Source organism: Streptomyces sp. Y7 (assembly GCF_043195415.1).
In the GTDB taxonomy this organism is placed as follows: Bacteria; Actinomycetota; Actinomycetes; order Streptomycetales; family Streptomycetaceae; genus Streptomyces.
Window position 1 is genome coordinate 81,199 of the sequence record NZ_JBIDDQ010000019.1, and the last position, 15,119, is coordinate 96,317.

Here is a 15,119-nt window from a genome sequence, read left to right on the forward strand (position 1 = left end):
GAACTCAAGACGATGCCCGTACCCGTACCGCGGCAGAGAGCGATCCCGGCCGTGGAGACTGGTCAGGCGCCGGCCGCGTCCCCAGGCGGCACCACCCGCGAGGTGGCCCCGCGTAAGGAAGAAACGGTCGAGAACAGCACCCTTACCACTCTGACGCTGCTGCTGATCGAGGACGATCCCGGCGGCTCCGCGATGGTGCCCGAACTGCACGACTCGGCCGGCCGGCCGATCCGTGTGCGCACCGCCCGCAACCTCACCGAGGCCGAACGACTGCTCACCGACGACGTCCACTGCATCCTGCTGGACCTCGCCCTGGCGGCGCCCGGCCGCGCCGGCGACGACGAGCTGGCCGTGCTCCGCCATGTGCTGGAGCTCGCGCCCCGCCACGCCGTGCTCGCGCTCACCGCCTCCGGTGACGCCGAGCGCGGCGCCGAAGCCGTGCGCGTGGGCGCACAGGACTACCTCTTCCGGGACGAACTGGACGGGCGGCTACTGAGCCGCGCGATCCGCTACGCCGTGGAGAGGAAACGTTCCGACACAGCCGAGCGGCGGCTCGCCGAGGGCCGGCTGCGGGCGCAGGAGAACCGGCGTCTGGAGCGCGGTCTGCTGCCCACGCCGCTGCTGGAGGGCTCGTCGCTGCGGTTCGCCGCGCGCTACCGGCCCGGACGCTCGCGCGCCCTGCTGGGCGGTGACTTCTACGACGTCGTGCGCACCGCCGACGGCACCGTGCACGCCATGATCGGCGATGTCTGCGGACACGGGCCGGACGAGGCGGCACTGGGCGTGGAGCTGCGGATCGCCTGGCGGGCGCTGACCCTGGCCGGACTGTGCGGGGACGCGCTGCTGGGCACGCTTCAGAAGGTCCTGGAGCACGAGCGGTCCGACGACGAGATCTTCGCGACCCTCTGCACGGTGGACATAGCGCCGGACGGCCGACGGGCGGGGCTGTGCCTGGCGGGCCACCCCTCGCCGCTGCTCGCCCGCCCCGGGCGGCCGGCACAGCTGCTGCCGTACGACAACAACGGGCCCGCGCTCGGCCTGCTGCCCAAGGCACGGTGGCCTCGCATGGAGGTCAAGCTGGGGGCGGAGTGGAGTCTGATGCTCTACACCGACGGCCTGATCGAGGGCCGGATCGGTGAGGGGCGTGAGCGGCTCGGCCAGGACGGCATGGTGGAGATGGTCCGCCGCCAGCTCTCCGAGGGGCTGAGCGGGGAGGCGCTTCTCCGGGCCGCCGTCAATGAGGTCCGGGATCTCAACGGCGGTGAGCTGACGGACGACGTGGCCGTGCTGCTGCTCGACCGGACCGTGTGAGCGGAGGCCGGCCGGGGCGGCGCAGTCGCATGCCGGCCGCGGGTCTCCCGCGGCTGGTCGCGTCGCTCCCCGCACCCCGGAGGGCACTGCCCTCCGGGCGTTGATCAGCGGCCGAGGAGGCGGCGCCCTCTCCGGCGTCGATCAGTTCCGGATGCTGCTCAGCGGCCGCCGTTGTAGGGGCCGTACGGGCCGTCGCTGCTGGAGCCGCCCCGCCTGTTGCGGCCGCCGCCCGGGAGGCCCTTGATCGCGGGGCGGACGTCGACCATGTACACGATCGTCGCGATGAGGCCGATGATCGGCAGGAACGACAGGATGTTGAAGATCAGGTTCACCACGAAGGCGAGACCGAGGATGATCAGCCAGAACGCCTTGGACTGCTTGTCCGCGGCGCGGTAGGCGTCCTCGCGGCGGACGGCCGCGTCGATCAGCGCGAAGCCGCTGAAAAGGATCAGGGCCATGCTCAGCAGCCACATGAACCCCACGAAGCCCTGCATCAGCACAACATCCACCACCTGGTTCGGCTCGTATCCACGCGGTCACCGTACCCGCAACCGCAGGACCGCTACCCGAACAACGGGCCGGGCACTCGCCGAGTGCCCGGCCCGTGATCCGCGGTCCGTTCTCACCCGTCCGTGTTACTTGGCGGGCGGGGTCGTCTTCTTGGCGGCCGGCTTGCGCGCCGGGGCCTTCTTGGCGGGCGCCTTCTTCACCGAGGCGGCCTCGGCGGCGGGCTTGGCCTCGGCGGGCTTGGCCTCGGCCTTGTCCTCCTTGACCTCGACCGGCTCGGCGTTGGGCTCGACGGCGATGGCGAGGTCCTCGATCTCCTCGGCCGCCTCGCCGCGCCAGGTCTTCACGGTCTGCTCGCCGTGCTCGGCGACCTTCTCGTAGGCCTCGCGGGCCTTGACCGCGTACTCGGCGGCGACGCCGAGGGTGCGCAGCGCGAAGTCCTGGGCGCTCTCGCCGAACTTCTTCAGGTCGGCGTCAAGGCTGCTGCCGAACTTCTTGAAGTCCGCGTCGAGGCTGCTGCCGAACTTCTTGACGTCGGCGTCCAGGCTGCTGACGAACTCGTTGACCTTGGCCTGGAGGGTCTCCTGCGCCTCCTTCGCCTTGGCGCTCGCCTCCTTGGCACGCGTGGTGGCCTTCTCCTGGACCGCCTTCGGGTCGGTGCTGCGAACGGCCTCGAACCGAGCCGGCGCCTCAGTGCGCAGCTGCTCCACCAGGGCGGGCACCTTCCGGGCCTGCTGGATGGCCAGGTCGGCGGTGCCGGCGGCGAAGTAGAGCGGGGTCGGGTCGCTGAAGGTCTTGCGCAGGTCGTCGGTGATGGCCATTTTGCTGGTCCTCCCGGGTTGTTTCGAGGTGAGGGTTTTGGGTCCCGCGGTCGGACGGACGGCTGATCGCTGCTGCTCGCCGGTGCGCGGGGCGCGTACGGCGGCTCATGGTCAGCCGGCCGACTGCTGCGGGTCGGTCGGGTTCTCCGGGTCGGCGTCACTGCCGTCGGACGTACCGGTCGTGCCGGTGCTGCGGGTTGTGCGAGTCGTGCGGTTACGGCGCGCGGCGGACTCGCGGCCGCCGTCGGCCGTGCTGTTCTTGCGGGTCTTACGGCCACGTCGTACGTCGGCGTCGTCGCCTCGGGCGTCCGCCGTGCCGTCGGACCGGGCGTCGCTGTCGTCGGAGCCCGGGGAGTCCGGGGTCCCGTAGGGACCCGGATCCGAGCCGACGGACCGGACGGCGTCGACCACGGTCGGGTCGGCGCCCCGGTCCGCGTCCGAGTGCCCATCCGTCTCGACGGATATCCCGAATCCGTTCTCCTTGCGGAAGGATTCGTAGATCTGGAGCAGCACCTGCTTCTGCCGCTCGTTCAGCGTGGGATCGGCGAGGATGACGGCGCGCGTCTCCACCTCGTCCCGGTCCCGCTCGGCGTCGAGGATGCCGGCCCGGACGTACAGCGTCTCGGCGGAGATCCGCAGCGCCTTGGCGACCTGCTGCAGCACCTCCGCGCTCGGCTTGCGCAGCCCGCGCTCGATCTGGCTCAGATACGGATTGGACACCCCGGCGGCGTCGGCGAGTTGCCGCAGCGACAGCTGCGCGTTGCGCCGCTGCTCGCGCAGATAGTCACCGAGATTGCCGACGTTGAGCGATGCCATGTCTCCACCTTGCCGCACCTCCGCTAACTATTGCAAGCAGCCGCTTGCAAAAGTGCGCCACGCCACGGCGGCCCGCCGTCGGACGCGTCGGCGCCCGGCCGCGGTCAGTGCTCGCCCCTACGCTTCCTCACCTCACCGACGATCAGGGGGAGGCTCGCGTGACCGTCGTGTGTGCCGTGACCGCCGTGACCGTCGCGAGTCCCGTGACCGTCGTGAGTGCCGTGACCGTCGTGAGTGCCGTGACCGTCGTGGTGGTGGCGGCGGGACCGTGCGGCTGAACGCGGTGGGTGGGCGGCGTGTCCGGGCGGGCGGGGTGGTCGGGGCGGCGCAGGGTGGGGCGTACCGCCGTCGTCGAGGAGGCATCGTGAAGCGTCGTGTCGTCGCCGTCCTGGCCGCTGTCGTCGCCGGGCTGACGCTGTTCGCGGCGCCGGCCGCGGACTGGGACGGCCACGGGAACATCGAGCGGAACGAGTGGAACATCCCGCTCACCAACCTCCGCGTGCTGTGAGCGGTGTTGCGGCCGCCCTCCGACGTGCCGGATGCGGCCCGCCGCTCAGTCGAGGAACTCGTCCAGCAGCGGCAGCAGCACGGACGTCCGCCGCATCAGGGCCATGTGCGTCGTCGCGGGCAGGACGGCCAGCCGGGCCCGGGGGATCAGGCGCTGCATCTCGGCCGCGTGCTCGACGCGTACGAAGTCGTGGTCGCCGATGACCAGCAGCGTGGGCGCCTGCACCGTGCGCAGGTCGTCGGCGCTCCACGGCAGCGGGGCGTTCGCGGCGACCGAGATCTTGCCGAGGAAGTCCTGGAAGTGCCCGGGATGCGGGGCGCTCGCGGCGTACGCCTCGGCCATCTCCTGGAAGTCGGCCCGGCTGGGCAGCCGGGGCGAGTCGAAGTCGCCGGCGTGGACCTCGTCGTGGACGCCGTCCTGGTGGTACTGGGTCGCGGCGAGCACCAGCCGTCCCACCCGGCGAGGGTGCCGGATCCCGATCTCCAGCGCGACCAGCCCGCCGAGGCTGAACCCGAGGAAGTCGGCCTGCTCGATGCCGAGCGCGTCGAGCAGCGCCACCACGTCCGAGGCCAGGTCCGGCACCGTCAGGGCACGGTCGGTGTCGGCGGTGTGCCCGTGGCCCTGGAGCTCGGGCGCCACGATGTGCCGGTCGGCCGCGAGGGCGGGCAGCACGGCACCGAAGGACATGCCGATGGTGGTGGCACCGCCGTGCAGCAGCACCAGCGGGCGCCGGGCGGACGTGTCCGTGACGCTGCCGCGAGCGGTGCCGTGGACCTCGTAGTACATCCGCACGCCGTTGACCTCGGCGTACGCGGAGCCGGTCGGCATGGTCATCACATCCTCTCGGGATTCGTTCCGGGGCTGTCGCCGGTGGTCGTGCCGGGTCTTTCCGTGCGGTGCCTCATGCGGGCGGACCGGCACGGCGCGCGGAACTCATCGCCGTGTCACAGAACGGGCGGGCTCGCTCGTCCAAGGTTTCGTAGAGGCATTCCGCGATCGGGACGGTGAGAATCATGCGGGTGTTCGTGGCGGGCGGTACCGGCGTCATCGGGCGGCGGCTGGTGCCGCGCCTCGTGGAGCGGGGACATCGGGTGACGGCCACGACGACGAGCGCGGCCAAGCTCGACCTGGTGAAACGGATGGGCGCGCAGGGCGTGGTGATGGACGGGCTCGATGCGGCGTCGGTCGCCGAGGCGGTGGCCGAGGCGCGGCCGGACGTGATCGTGCACCAGATGACGGCGATCTCCGCGCCGCACTCCGGCAAGCCCGACATCAGGCACTTCGACCGGTGGTTCGCGACCACCAACCGGCTGCGCACCGAGGGCACCGACCATCTGCTGGCCGCCGCGGCGGCCGGCGGCGTCCCGCACGTCGTCGCGCAGAGCGCCGCCATCTGGAACGGCGTCCGCGAGGGCGGCTGGGTGAAGACCGAGGAGGATCCGCTGCCGGTGGAGACCGGGAAGCTGCGCGAGCTCGGCGAGGCGGTCCGGCACATCCAGGAAGCCGTCCTGAAGGCCGACGGGACGGTCCTGCGGTACGGCGGCTTCTACGGCCCCGGCGCCACCGACGATCAGGTCGAACTCGTACGCAAACGGCAGTTCCCGCTGGTCGGGGGCGGTACCGGCTACTGCTCCTGGGTGCATCTGGACGACGCGGCGAGCGCCACCCTCCTGGCGGTGGAGCAGCGGGCGCGGGGCGTGTTCAACATCGTCGACGACGAGCCCGCCCCGGCCAGTGAGTGGCTGCCGTATCTCGCCGAGTGCGCGGGCGCGAAGCCTCCGCTGCGGGTGCCCAGGTGGCTGGCGCGGCTGCTCGCCGGGGACGTGGTGGTGACGATGATGACCGAGGGGCGCGGCTTCTCCAACGCCAAGGCCAGGCGCGAACTCGGCTGGGAGCCGCGCTACCCGTCGTGGCGGCAGGGGTTCCGGGAGGAGTTGGCGCGGTCCTAGCCACGGATCCGGGCGGCGAGACCCGCCTTCCGTCGGTCCGTGCGGCAGGGCCCTCCTCCCGTGGATCCGTGCGGCGGGAGCCGCCTTCCGGGGGTCCGGGCGACGGGAGCCCGTCTTCCGTGGCGCCGGACGACCTCGGCCGTCGTACCCACTTATTTGTGCCTACTTGGCAGCGCGCGCCCGCCGTCCGACCCTTGACGTGGGTGATCGACGCGGCGGCGGACGGAGGTGGCGTGCGGGTCAGGAGACCGGCTGGGTCTCGGTCAGCCGCTCCAGGCGGCGGTGGCCCCAGTCGGCGAGCGGGCCGAGCGCCTCGGTCAGTTCGCGGCCGAAGTCGGTCAGGGAGTAGACGGTCTTCAGCGGCAGGACGTCGTACACCTCACGGTGCACCAGCCCGTCCGTCTCCATCTCGCGCAGCGCCTGGGTCAGCACCTTCTCGCTGAGGCCGGGTGCCCGGCGGCGCAGCTCCGCGGGGCGGTGCGGGCCGGACTCCAGGAGCCACAGCAGCAGCGTCTTCCACTTGCCGTCGATCACCGCGATCGCGGCGGTCACCCCACAGACGTTCGGATCCTGACGTCGACGCGTCACAGCCCCACCCTTTTTGTCATCAATTCGTCAACTATCGCCACCCTACAGGGAGTTGAGTCATGCCCACCTACGACCACGATTCCGCCGGCAACGACACCGACACCGTCACCGTCCTCGGCCTGGGTCCGATGGGCCGGGCGCTGGCCGGTGCGTTCGTGGACGCGGGACTGCGGGTCACCGTCTGGAACCGCACCCCGGGACGCGACGGCGAGCTCGTCGGCCGTGGTGCGACGGCGGCCCCGTCCCCGGCGGAGGCGGTCGCCGCCAGTGCCCTGACCATCGTGTGCGTGGTGAACTACGACGCCTCCGACGCGGTTCTGCGCCAGGACGCCGTCGCTGCCGCGCTGAAGGGCCGTACGGTCGTGAACCTCACCGCCGACACCCCGGCCCGCGCCCGGGGCACGGCCGAGTGGGCCGCCGCGCACGGCATCCGCTACCTGGACGGCGCGATCATGACACCGGCCACGACCATCGGCACGCCCGAGGCGGTGTTTCTGCTCAGCGGCCCCGAGGAGCTGTACGCCGTGCACCGCCCGGTCCTGGACACGCTCGGCGGCACCCACACCCACCTCGGTGAGGACATCGGCCGGGCGGCCGCCTACGACATCGCCCTGCTCGACATCTTCTGGACGGCGATGGCCGGCTACGCGCACGCCCTGGCCGTGGCCCGGGCCGAGGGCATCACCGCCCGTGAGCTGGCGCCCTTCGCGCAGGGCATCGGGGCGATCCTGCCGCCGCTGTTCGAGGAGTTCGCGGCGGACGTGGACGACGGCAGGTACTCCGGTGAGCTCAATCCGATCACCTCCGCCGTTTCCTCCATGGCCCATATCGCGCAGGCTTCCGAGTCCCACGGCATCGAGGCGGCGGTGATCCGCGCCGCCGAGGGCCAGGCCCGCCGTGTCATCGGGCTCGGTCACGGGACGGACGGCTTCATGCGGGTCACCGAACTGCTGGGCCGTTCCCGTTCCCGCCGCTGATCCCTCCGGCAGGGGTCCCTCCGGCGGGGGTCCCTCCGGTGGTGATCCACTCCTCCAGCGCCGCGAAGTCGTGGTCGGTGAGTCCGTAGCGGTGGTCGACGCGGTGGAGCAGGGCGGGTGAGGGGTGGTGGGCGGCCACGTAGGCCCGGTCGACGTCGGTGATCTCGTCGTCGACCCAGACGAAGGGGCTGCCCGCGGCCCAGGCCACCAGCGGCCGGGTCTTCCAGTGCGGGGCGCGGCGCCCGAGCCAGGGTTCCGCGTCCTCGTCGGGCCAGTCGACCAGCCGCAGCGGGGCCAGGCCCAGCCAGGGCGCGAGGGCGACGTTCGCGTCGTCGAGCCAGGTCGTGGCCCACACGAGCTCGCAGCCGAGCGCGGCGAGCCGCTCCAGGCGGGCGCCGAGGGCGGGGTCGACACGGGCGAGCAGGGGGTGCGCGGGCGGGCCGGGCAGGGTGCGGGGCGGCTGGTACAGCGGGTACGGCCGCTCGGACCCGAAAGGGATGAGCGTTCCGTCGACGTCGAGGAAGAGGAGCATCGAAAAACAGGATCACCCCATGCGGGGTCACTGCGCTACTGTCACCGGTATGACTGCCGGGTCGGCCTTGTGCCGTGAGCGAGTTGGGTGTTGCCCGGCCTCTGAGTGAGGTCGTGGCGGCGGGCCAGGAGTCCGCCTCTCTTTTCTCTTCACCTCCCTTCCGTACGGAACCCACCGCACGGACCTCACCGAAGAGAAAGAGACAGAGAAACCTGAGCATGCCCAACGACTTCAATCAGCAGGTCATCGAGGAATTCCGCGCCAACAAGGGCCGCGTCGGCGGCTACTTCGAAGGCGCCCGGCTCCTTCTGCTCACCACCACCGGCGCCCGCACCGGCCGCCCCCACACCACCCCCGTCGGCTACCTCCCCGACACCGACGACCGCGTCCTGATCATCGCCTCGGCCGCGGGTGCGCCCCGGCACCCGGCGTGGTTCCACAACCTCGTCGCGCATCCGCGGGTGACCGTGGAGAGTGGCGCGTTCACCTACGAGGCGGAGGCGGTCGTCCTCGACGGCGAGGAGCGGGACCGGGCCTTCGCACGGGCCGTGGAGGCGGACCCGGGCTGGGCGGCGTACCAGGAGAAGACGGACCGGGTGATCCCGGTGATCGCCCTGCGCAGCCTGGCCCAGGGCGGCCCCGGGACGATCAACGCGTCCTCCATGGGCGAGGCCCTCAAGGTCGTCCACGACGCGTTCCGCCGTGAACTGGCGCTGATCCGAGCGGAGGTGAGCGAGGCGGCCGGGAAGGGGGACGCGGGGGGCCGGCGGTCCGCGGGGGACCCGGGAGCCGTGGGAAGCACGGAGGGCAAGCAGGGCACCCTCGGCGCCCAACTCCGCGTCAACTGCCTCACCTTCTGTGCCGGCCTCCACAACCACCACACCGGCGAGGGCCTCGCCATGTTCCCGTTCCTGGAGGACCGCCATCCCGAGCTCGCGCCGGTGCTGGCCCGGCTGCGGGACGAGCACGAGCGGATCGCCGAACTCGTCGAGGACCTGCGCCGGGTGATCGGCGACGAGAACGCCGACCCGGACACGGCCCGCCGGGAGGTGGAGCGCCTCACGACGGAGCTGGAGGCTCATCTGGCGTACGAGGAGGAGCAGTTGATCCCGGTCCTCGACGCGGCGGCCGCATAGGGCCACGGTGCATGGCGGACCGTGCACCGCCGCCGCTGACGCTGACGCATAGGGCGGCGGTGCATGGCGGGCCGTGCACGCGCCCCGTTCAGAACGGCAACGGCCTGCCATGCACCACCTCCAACCCCGCCACCGCCCGCGTCACCACCACGTACAGCCGATGCAGCCCCCGCTCCTCCGCCTCGACGATCGCCGCCGGTTCCACGGCGACGACATGGTCGTACTCCAGCCCCTTCACCACGCTCGCCGGTACGACGGCCACCCGCGCCCCCACCTCCTCCGCGCCCCCGGTCTCGATCCCGGCCGCCACCAGGGCGTCCCGCACCCGGGTCGCGTCCGTGTCGGCCGCGACGACCCCCACGGATCCCTCCCGGTCCAGCGCGTCCCGTACGGCCGCCACGACCGCGCCCGGAAGATCGCCGCCCGCCTCCCGGAACCGCAGCTCCCCGTCCCCACGCAGCGAACGGGCCGCCGGCACCTCCACGTCCACCCGCTCCAGCAGCCGGTTGGCCAGCTCCAGTACCACTGCGGGCACCCGGAACCCGGTCGTGAGGGGGACGACCGCCGCGTCCGGCTTGCCCATATGGCCGAGGACCGTCCGCCAGGACCGCGCCGCCCACGGCGTCGTGCCCTGCGCCAGATCCCCCAGCACCGTCACCGACCCGAACGCCGCCCGCCGCGCGATCGCCCGGCATTCCATCGGCGACAGATCCTGCGCCTCGTCGACGACGACATGGCCGTACTGCCGCGGATGCTCGATGAGCCCGGCCACCTCGTCGAGGAGCACGAGGTCGGCGGCCGACCAGCGGGCCGACTTCCACGACCGCGGCGGCCTCGCCCACAGCAGCGCCTTCTGCTCGTCGGCGTCCAGCAGCCCGTCGGCGGCCGCCTCCAACACCTGCGGTTCCATGAACAGTCGGGCCACGACCTCTTCGGGCCGAACCCGCGGCCACACGGCGTCGACGTACGCCCCGAGCGCCCGCGCCCGCGAGATCCTCTGCAGCCACGCGGCACCCGGCGGCCCGCCGCGCCGCTCCGCCTGCTCCTGGACGACCCGCACGATCCGCGTCCGCACCCGCTCCCGTCCCACGGCGTACGGCGGTTCCTCGTCCCGCACCCCGGCCAGGATCCGCTCCAGGCGTCCCTCCGAGACCCGCCACCGGTACGACCCGTCGGGAATCTCCACGGCACCGGCGTGCGGCCCCGCACCCACTCCGGCGTACAGGGCCCGCCGCAGCACCTCCGCCATCCGCCCGTCGTGCTTCAGGACGGCCGCGTCCCTGCCATCGGTCGCCTTGACCGGATGCCGGGCGATCTCGTCCCGCAGGGTGGACTGGCGGACCCCGGTCTCGCCGAGCGCGGGCAGCACCTCGGAGATGTACGACAGGAAGGTCCGGTTGGGTCCGAGGATCAGCAGTCCGCCGCGCCGGATGCGCTGCGGGTGGGTGTAGAGCAGGTACGCGGCGCGGTGCAGGCCGACGGCGGTCTTGCCGGTGCCCGGGGCGCCCTGCACACACAGGGAGACGGCGAGGTCGCCGCGGACGAGATCGTCCTGGTCGGGCTGGATGGTGGCGGCGATGTCGCGCATGGGCCCGACGCGGGGGCGTTCGATCTCCCGGGCGACGATCTCGCTGGCCCGGGACTCGCCCCGGTCGAGGTGCTCGTCCTCCAGGCCGGTCAGGTCGCCGGACTCCCCGCGGCTGCCCGGCGCCCAGCCGAACCGCCGCCGTACGGCGACGCCCTGCGGGTCGCGGGCGGAGGCCTGGTAGAAGGCGCGGGAGACGGGGGCACGCCAGTCGACGACGAGGGGCGGCTCGGCGGGGTGCTCGGTGATCCGCAGCCGGCCGATGTGCAGCGCCTGGTGCTCGCCGCCGCTGAAGTCCAGCCGGCCGAAGAACAACGGCCCTTCGGGCAGCTCGTGCAGCGCCTTGGCCTGGCTGCGCAGCCGGTAGCCGAGGACCTCGGCGTCGGCGCCGGACGCGGAGGCGTTCTCCCCGATGACGACCTGCTCGTCGGCGCCCTCGACCATGCCGGTGAGGGCGGTGCGGCAGCGGTCGTGGTGGGCGCGTTCGCGGATGAGGGTGTGCCGGAGGGCGGGGTCGGTCGGCGTCTCGGTCGGCGTCATTCCAGGAGCGTAACCGGAAAACGTGACCGAGTTAAATTATTTACTCAGCCTCACGCTTGCTGTGCGTGGCGGCCAAGGGCGGCAAACCGGCCTCCAGCAGCCCGAACGCCCGCTCCGCCGCCGTCACCGCGTCCTTCTGCACCTCCGCCACCGGCTCCCCCGCCGAGACGCGCCGCCAGTTCTCCTCCGCGAGGATCCGCCGTACGGCCACGATCTGCCCCGCCGCGAGCCGCGCGTCGAGCCCACCGCCGAGCGCCTCGGCGAGCGCGGCCTCCGAACGCTCCAGGTAGGCGTACATCCGGGCGACCAGGGCCGGCGTGCCGTACACCAGCGAGTGGAAGGCGAGCACCGCGGGATGGTCATTGAGCCCGGTGATCGGATCGCGCCGCTCGATCCCCTCCAGGAAATGCCTCCGCAGCGCCTCGACGGGCGTGGGCCCCTCCCGCACGACCCGCGCGGCCTCGTCCTCGTGATCGGCGATCCGGTACAGCACGAGGTCCTCCTTCACCGGGAAGTACCGGAACAGCGTCGGCTTGGAGATCTCGGCGGCAGCGGCGACCTCGGCGACGGAGACGGCGTCGAAGCCCTTCTCCACGAACAGCCGGATGGCCGTCTCGGAGACGGTCTCGTACATCCGCCGCTTCTTGCGCTCACGCAGGCCGGGCTCGGAGGTGCCGTCATCGCTCATGGCCGCGAGCCTACGCAGTCCCCTCAGGCCGCCGCACTGCGACGCCAGGGCGGCCTCTCGGCCAGGGTCCACAGGTCGTCGAAGTGCTTGTTCCAGGTCGCGACGGCGGCCTTGGCGTCGTCGCTGTCCTCGCGGGACCAGACGTTGAGGTCGGTCCGGTAGCCCTTGGGGTCGTAGTACTCGGGCTCCGAGCCGAGACCCATGGTGCGGGCGGCCACGTCGTAGAGGCCGTGCAGCACCAGCTCCCTGTTGAAGATGCACACCTTGTCCCGCGGTATGCCCGGGTAGAAGCGGTATTCGCACGCGACCGTCACCCGTCCCACCGTGGTCAGCCGCTCCGCGATCGCCGACAGCGACCGGTCGTAGTCCTGGCACTTCAGCTCCAGGCGCTTGCGGAACTGCTCGTCGTCGACCGGCTCCCCGTTCTCACCCACCCTGGAGGGCACGATCATCGGCTGCCGGAAGTCCGGGACCAGGAACCTGACCGAGACGCGCCTCGTGGGACCCGGGTCGTCGAGAAAGCCCTCCAGACGGTGGTAGAGCGCGTGATAGAGCGTCTCGCCCGTGTAGCCGAGGAAGCTGATCTCCACGTTCCGGGCCTCGAACGCCTCCGTCACGAAGGCACCGAGTTCCCGCGACTTCACCTGCGCCCGTGTGGGCGTTCGGAGGGACTCGGCCAGGTCCTTCACGGTGTCGTACAGCACATAGCCGACCAGGCTGAGAAGTGCGCCTCCGAGGAACGCCTTGCCCTCGAGGGCCTCACCCACCGGTTTCACGAATTGCGCGATCAGCCCTGTGACGAAGATGCCGAGCAACAACAACCGCGTGACGACGGGCTCGTAGCGTGCCTGTAATCGCTTCAGCCGGTCGCCCACACCGTCTTCGGGCCGTCTGCTTCCGGCACCGGGCATCCGCAGCCCCTCCCCCGTGCGAAACGGCCGACCGGAGTCACACGCCGTCGGTGTAACCGCCCGACAACCGGCCTCCATGGTCTCCGTGCGGCAACGCGAGGGCAAGATAGGGGTTGGCCGTGGACTTGGCCTGCAGCCCGAGGTTCGCCGTGGCCTCCGTCAAGGTCATGGCGTACCGCTCGACGGCTCGGCGGACGTTGGGGGCTTCCAGACTGTCGCCCGTCACGAGTCTGTCGAGATCGACGTAGGCCGAGCGGACGGTCTCGATCCAGCGGTACACGCGCCAGTCCTGCTGCCAGCCCTTCGTGCAGTCCTCCGGCAGCAGACGGGACCAACGGGCGAACAGGCGCTCGCGGATGTCCGGCAGGGTCGGGGTCAGGTGCATGTGGCGGACGAGGTCATAGAGCGGGTCACCCACCATCGCCATCTCCCAGTCGATGAGGGTCAGCCCGCTGCCGTCCTCGCGTCGCACGACGTTCCACGGATTCAGGTCGCCGTGCAGGAGCACGGGCCGACGGGGCGTCACCATGTGCCGCCCGAGGATCTCACCGAGCCTGAAGCTGCTGGGCAGACCGAGTTCGCGTGCCAGATCGGCGGTCTGCTTGGGCAGTTCCGTGACCATGCGGATCAGCTCGCGACTGAGGTGCACATAGAAGTCCGTGTGCGAAACGGCGTGACCGAGCTTCTCGCAGTCGACGAACGTCAGCGCGCAGAGCTGGTTGACCAGGTCGTCCGCCTCGTACGGCAGCAGACCGTCCGCCGGATGGGCCGGATGCCGGATCTGTGCCTTCGGCCCCTCGTAGGAGTGGATGGTGAACTGGTCCCCGAGCTCACTGGTGCCCAGGGCCAGGACCCGTGGAGCGCGTACCAGCACCCCTGACGCCTCGATCGCCCTGAGCACCACGTGCTCGTTGAGGAACCGGCGCTCCAGGGGACTGCCTGTCCCCACCTTGCGCCGCACCATGACCGGTTCCGGGTATCCGGCCACCCGCACCGCCGTGCTGAGGTGTGCCGTCCCCTTGAACACGCGGTCCGCCGAAGCCGCACCCTCCTCGAACAGTGCCTCCTGCACTGCCGTCGGGGGGAACAACGGGTGCTGCGGCACCCTCGGGTCGCGCACCCACGTGATCGACGACACCGCCCGGTCGCGGCTGTGCCGCTTGCCATGAGATGCGTTCCAGCGGAAGAGGATGCGCTCGATCGCCCTCTCGTTCGGAACGCTCTTGAGCCGCAGGGGCTCCTCAGCCGCCTCCAGCGCCCTGCGCACCGCGCGGGTGGCACCCTCCAGGTCCCGCTGATCGTAGGAGTCACCCAGCGAGGTCGCGGCGCGCATCACGTCGGGGTAGACGGACTGGGCACGTTCGAAGGCCACGTAGTGCTTCAGGTCCCGGTCGAGGCCGTTGACCGCTTTGGGGCGCCGCTTCCACATGCTGTCGCGCCATGCGGTCACGACATCCCACCACTGATTCTCGCTGTACTGCATGCGCACCAGGTGGGTGGCGAGGTCGTGCAGCGGGTCGCCGTAACTCGCGAGCTCCCAGTCGACGCAGATCAACGGCGGATCACCGTGGTACGACACGATGATGTTGTCGCGATGGAGATCCGTGTGGAGCAGGCTGAAAGGGCGGCTGCTCATCGCCGGCACACGCTCGGCGAACCGCACCATGGCGTCCTCGGGAATGCCCAGCATGGCGAAGAGTCCACCGAACCTCCGCCAGTTGCGCTGCCTGATCTGCTGCTCCGCCGCATGGGCCAGCGCCCGCAGGAAGGCCCGGCTGTCCCGGCTGTTGCGGGGCCAGCTCTGCGGCAGCGGTGGCAGATCCTTTCTGCGTACCTGGGTCATATCGGTGAGCAACCCGGCCAGGGCGGAGATCAGATCGGGGTCCACCGGCTTGCCGTTCGGGCAGATACTGGACAGCGGCACACCCTGCACATAGCTCAGGACGGTCAGGTCCTGTTCCTGGACCAGGCAGCGCGGCACATGCGGCAGGACCGTGCCGACAGCCCGGAGGATCTCCGCCTCGTCCTGCCACGTCCTGATGACCACGGGCAGTGCGGAGCGGATGCGTTTCCGGAGCGTGATCGGCTGCCCGTCCTCGCAGCCGACGAGCCGCCGGTCCACCTCGTTGAGGGGCCGCACCATGTAGTTGACGTTGTGGTGCCCCCGGCCGAACTCCCCCAACGCCCGGGCGTAGCGCACGAAATCGTCGTACACCGATCGACGGGCTCCGGGCATTGGTCGATCACCCA

The 15,119-nt window shown here is 71.4% G+C and carries 15 protein-coding genes; 5 read left to right on the plus strand and 10 right to left on the minus strand.

Annotation, left to right across the window (positions count from 1 at the left end; genetic code table 11):
• Positions 1-12: 12 nt before the first annotated feature.
• Positions 13-1,311, plus strand: a complete 1,299-nt coding sequence (locus ACGFW6_RS33060) for a PP2C family protein-serine/threonine phosphatase (RefSeq protein WP_393518202.1) — start codon at positions 13-15, stop codon at positions 1,309-1,311.
• A gap of 158 nt (positions 1,312-1,469) precedes the next feature.
• Here the strand turns inward: ACGFW6_RS33060 and ACGFW6_RS33065 are convergent, their stop codons facing one another.
• The 3 genes from ACGFW6_RS33065 to ACGFW6_RS33075 form a co-directional block, all read right to left on the minus strand.
• Positions 1,470-1,805 (minus strand): DUF2516 family protein, encoded by a 336-nt coding sequence (locus tag ACGFW6_RS33065; RefSeq protein ID WP_393518205.1) that lies wholly within the window; start codon positions 1,803-1,805, stop codon positions 1,470-1,472.
• A 141-nt stretch (positions 1,806-1,946) separates the two neighbouring features.
• Positions 1,947-2,639, minus strand: a complete 693-nt coding sequence (locus ACGFW6_RS33070; protein ID WP_393518208.1) for a hypothetical protein — start codon at positions 2,637-2,639, stop codon at positions 1,947-1,949.
• A gap of 111 nt (positions 2,640-2,750) precedes the next feature.
• Positions 2,751-3,455, minus strand: a complete 705-nt coding sequence (locus tag ACGFW6_RS33075; RefSeq protein ID WP_393518211.1) for a helix-turn-helix domain-containing protein — start codon at positions 3,453-3,455, stop codon at positions 2,751-2,753.
• 364 nt (positions 3,456-3,819) lie between these two features.
• Here ACGFW6_RS33075 and ACGFW6_RS33080 point away from each other — a divergent pair, with 364 nt between their 5' ends.
• Complete coding sequence (locus ACGFW6_RS33080; RefSeq protein WP_393518214.1) at positions 3,820-3,963, plus strand: hypothetical protein; 144 nt, start codon at positions 3,820-3,822, stop codon at positions 3,961-3,963.
• A gap of 45 nt (positions 3,964-4,008) precedes the next feature.
• Here the strand turns inward: ACGFW6_RS33080 and ACGFW6_RS33085 are convergent, their stop codons facing one another.
• Entirely contained in the window at positions 4,009-4,797 is a 789-nt protein-coding gene (locus ACGFW6_RS33085; RefSeq protein ID WP_393518217.1) for an alpha/beta fold hydrolase, read from the minus strand.
• A gap of 179 nt (positions 4,798-4,976) precedes the next feature.
• Between ACGFW6_RS33085 and ACGFW6_RS33090 the strand changes: the two genes are divergently transcribed.
• Positions 4,977-5,912, plus strand: a complete 936-nt coding sequence (locus ACGFW6_RS33090; protein ID WP_393518220.1) for an NAD-dependent epimerase/dehydratase family protein — start codon at positions 4,977-4,979, stop codon at positions 5,910-5,912.
• A 240-nt stretch (positions 5,913-6,152) separates the two neighbouring features.
• Here the strand turns inward: ACGFW6_RS33090 and ACGFW6_RS33095 are convergent, their stop codons facing one another.
• Positions 6,153-6,500, minus strand: a complete 348-nt coding sequence (locus ACGFW6_RS33095) for a winged helix-turn-helix transcriptional regulator (protein ID WP_393518223.1) — start codon at positions 6,498-6,500, stop codon at positions 6,153-6,155.
• Between the two features lie 59 nt (positions 6,501-6,559).
• On the opposite strand from ACGFW6_RS33095, the gene ACGFW6_RS33100 reads away from it, so the two are divergent.
• On the plus strand, positions 6,560-7,477 hold the full coding sequence (locus tag ACGFW6_RS33100; protein ID WP_393518225.1) for an NAD(P)-dependent oxidoreductase: 918 nt from the start codon (positions 6,560-6,562) through the stop codon (positions 7,475-7,477).
• Here ACGFW6_RS33100 and ACGFW6_RS33105 read toward each other — a convergent pair.
• Positions 7,440-8,009 (minus strand): HAD domain-containing protein, encoded by a 570-nt coding sequence (locus ACGFW6_RS33105; protein ID WP_393518228.1) that lies wholly within the window; start codon positions 8,007-8,009, stop codon positions 7,440-7,442. The two genes, ACGFW6_RS33100 and ACGFW6_RS33105, sit on opposite strands and share 38 nt — an antisense overlap.
• A 218-nt stretch (positions 8,010-8,227) precedes the next feature.
• On the opposite strand from ACGFW6_RS33105, the gene ACGFW6_RS33110 reads away from it, so the two are divergent.
• Complete coding sequence (locus ACGFW6_RS33110; RefSeq protein WP_393518231.1) at positions 8,228-9,145, plus strand: nitroreductase/quinone reductase family protein; 918 nt, start codon at positions 8,228-8,230, stop codon at positions 9,143-9,145.
• An 88-nt stretch (positions 9,146-9,233) separates the two neighbouring features.
• Here the strand turns inward: ACGFW6_RS33110 and ACGFW6_RS33115 are convergent, their stop codons facing one another.
• The 4 genes from ACGFW6_RS33115 to ACGFW6_RS33130 are packed head-to-tail and all read right to left on the minus strand — an operon-like array spanning position 9,234 to position 15,105.
• Complete coding sequence (locus ACGFW6_RS33115) at positions 9,234-11,270, minus strand: HelD family protein (protein ID WP_393518234.1); 2,037 nt, start codon at positions 11,268-11,270, stop codon at positions 9,234-9,236.
• A gap of 40 nt (positions 11,271-11,310) precedes the next feature.
• Entirely contained in the window at positions 11,311-11,958 is a 648-nt protein-coding gene (locus tag ACGFW6_RS33120) for a TetR/AcrR family transcriptional regulator (protein WP_393518237.1), read from the minus strand.
• A gap of 23 nt (positions 11,959-11,981) precedes the next feature.
• Complete coding sequence (locus ACGFW6_RS33125; protein WP_393518240.1) at positions 11,982-12,869, minus strand: hypothetical protein; 888 nt, start codon at positions 12,867-12,869, stop codon at positions 11,982-11,984.
• Positions 12,870-12,906: 37 nt separating this feature from the next.
• Complete coding sequence (locus tag ACGFW6_RS33130) at positions 12,907-15,105, minus strand: phosphotransferase (RefSeq protein WP_393518451.1); 2,199 nt, start codon at positions 15,103-15,105, stop codon at positions 12,907-12,909.
• Between the last annotated feature and the right edge of the window lie 14 nt (positions 15,106-15,119).

Excerpts from the sequence above, each read along its gene's own strand:
- ACGFW6_RS33125 (WP_393518240.1), bottom strand. The coding sequence starts at position 12,869 with ATGCCCGGTGCCGGAAGCAGACGGCCCGAAGACGGTGTGGGCGACCGG.
- ACGFW6_RS33110 (WP_393518231.1), top strand. The coding sequence starts at position 8,228 with ATGCCCAACGACTTCAATCAGCAGGTCATCGAGGAATTCCGCGCCAAC.
- ACGFW6_RS33120 (WP_393518237.1), bottom strand. The coding sequence starts at position 11,958 with ATGAGCGATGACGGCACCTCCGAGCCCGGCCTGCGTGAGCGCAAGAAG.
- ACGFW6_RS33065 (WP_393518205.1), bottom strand. The coding sequence starts at position 1,805 with ATGCAGGGCTTCGTGGGGTTCATGTGGCTGCTGAGCATGGCCCTGATC.
- ACGFW6_RS33100 (WP_393518225.1), top strand. The coding sequence starts at position 6,560 with ATGCCCACCTACGACCACGATTCCGCCGGCAACGACACCGACACCGTC.
- ACGFW6_RS33075 (WP_393518211.1), bottom strand. The coding sequence starts at position 3,455 with ATGGCATCGCTCAACGTCGGCAATCTCGGTGACTATCTGCGCGAGCAG.
- ACGFW6_RS33105 (WP_393518228.1), bottom strand. The coding sequence starts at position 8,009 with ATGCTCCTCTTCCTCGACGTCGACGGAACGCTCATCCCTTTCGGGTCC.
- ACGFW6_RS33060 (WP_393518202.1), top strand. The coding sequence starts at position 13 with ATGCCCGTACCCGTACCGCGGCAGAGAGCGATCCCGGCCGTGGAGACT.
- ACGFW6_RS33070 (WP_393518208.1), bottom strand. The coding sequence starts at position 2,639 with ATGGCCATCACCGACGACCTGCGCAAGACCTTCAGCGACCCGACCCCG.
- ACGFW6_RS33090 (WP_393518220.1), top strand. The coding sequence starts at position 4,977 with ATGCGGGTGTTCGTGGCGGGCGGTACCGGCGTCATCGGGCGGCGGCTG.
- ACGFW6_RS33130 (WP_393518451.1), bottom strand. The coding sequence starts at position 15,105 with ATGCCCGGAGCCCGTCGATCGGTGTACGACGATTTCGTGCGCTACGCC.
- ACGFW6_RS33085 (WP_393518217.1), bottom strand. The coding sequence starts at position 4,797 with ATGACCATGCCGACCGGCTCCGCGTACGCCGAGGTCAACGGCGTGCGG.
- ACGFW6_RS33115 (WP_393518234.1), bottom strand. The coding sequence starts at position 11,270 with ATGACGCCGACCGAGACGCCGACCGACCCCGCCCTCCGGCACACCCTC.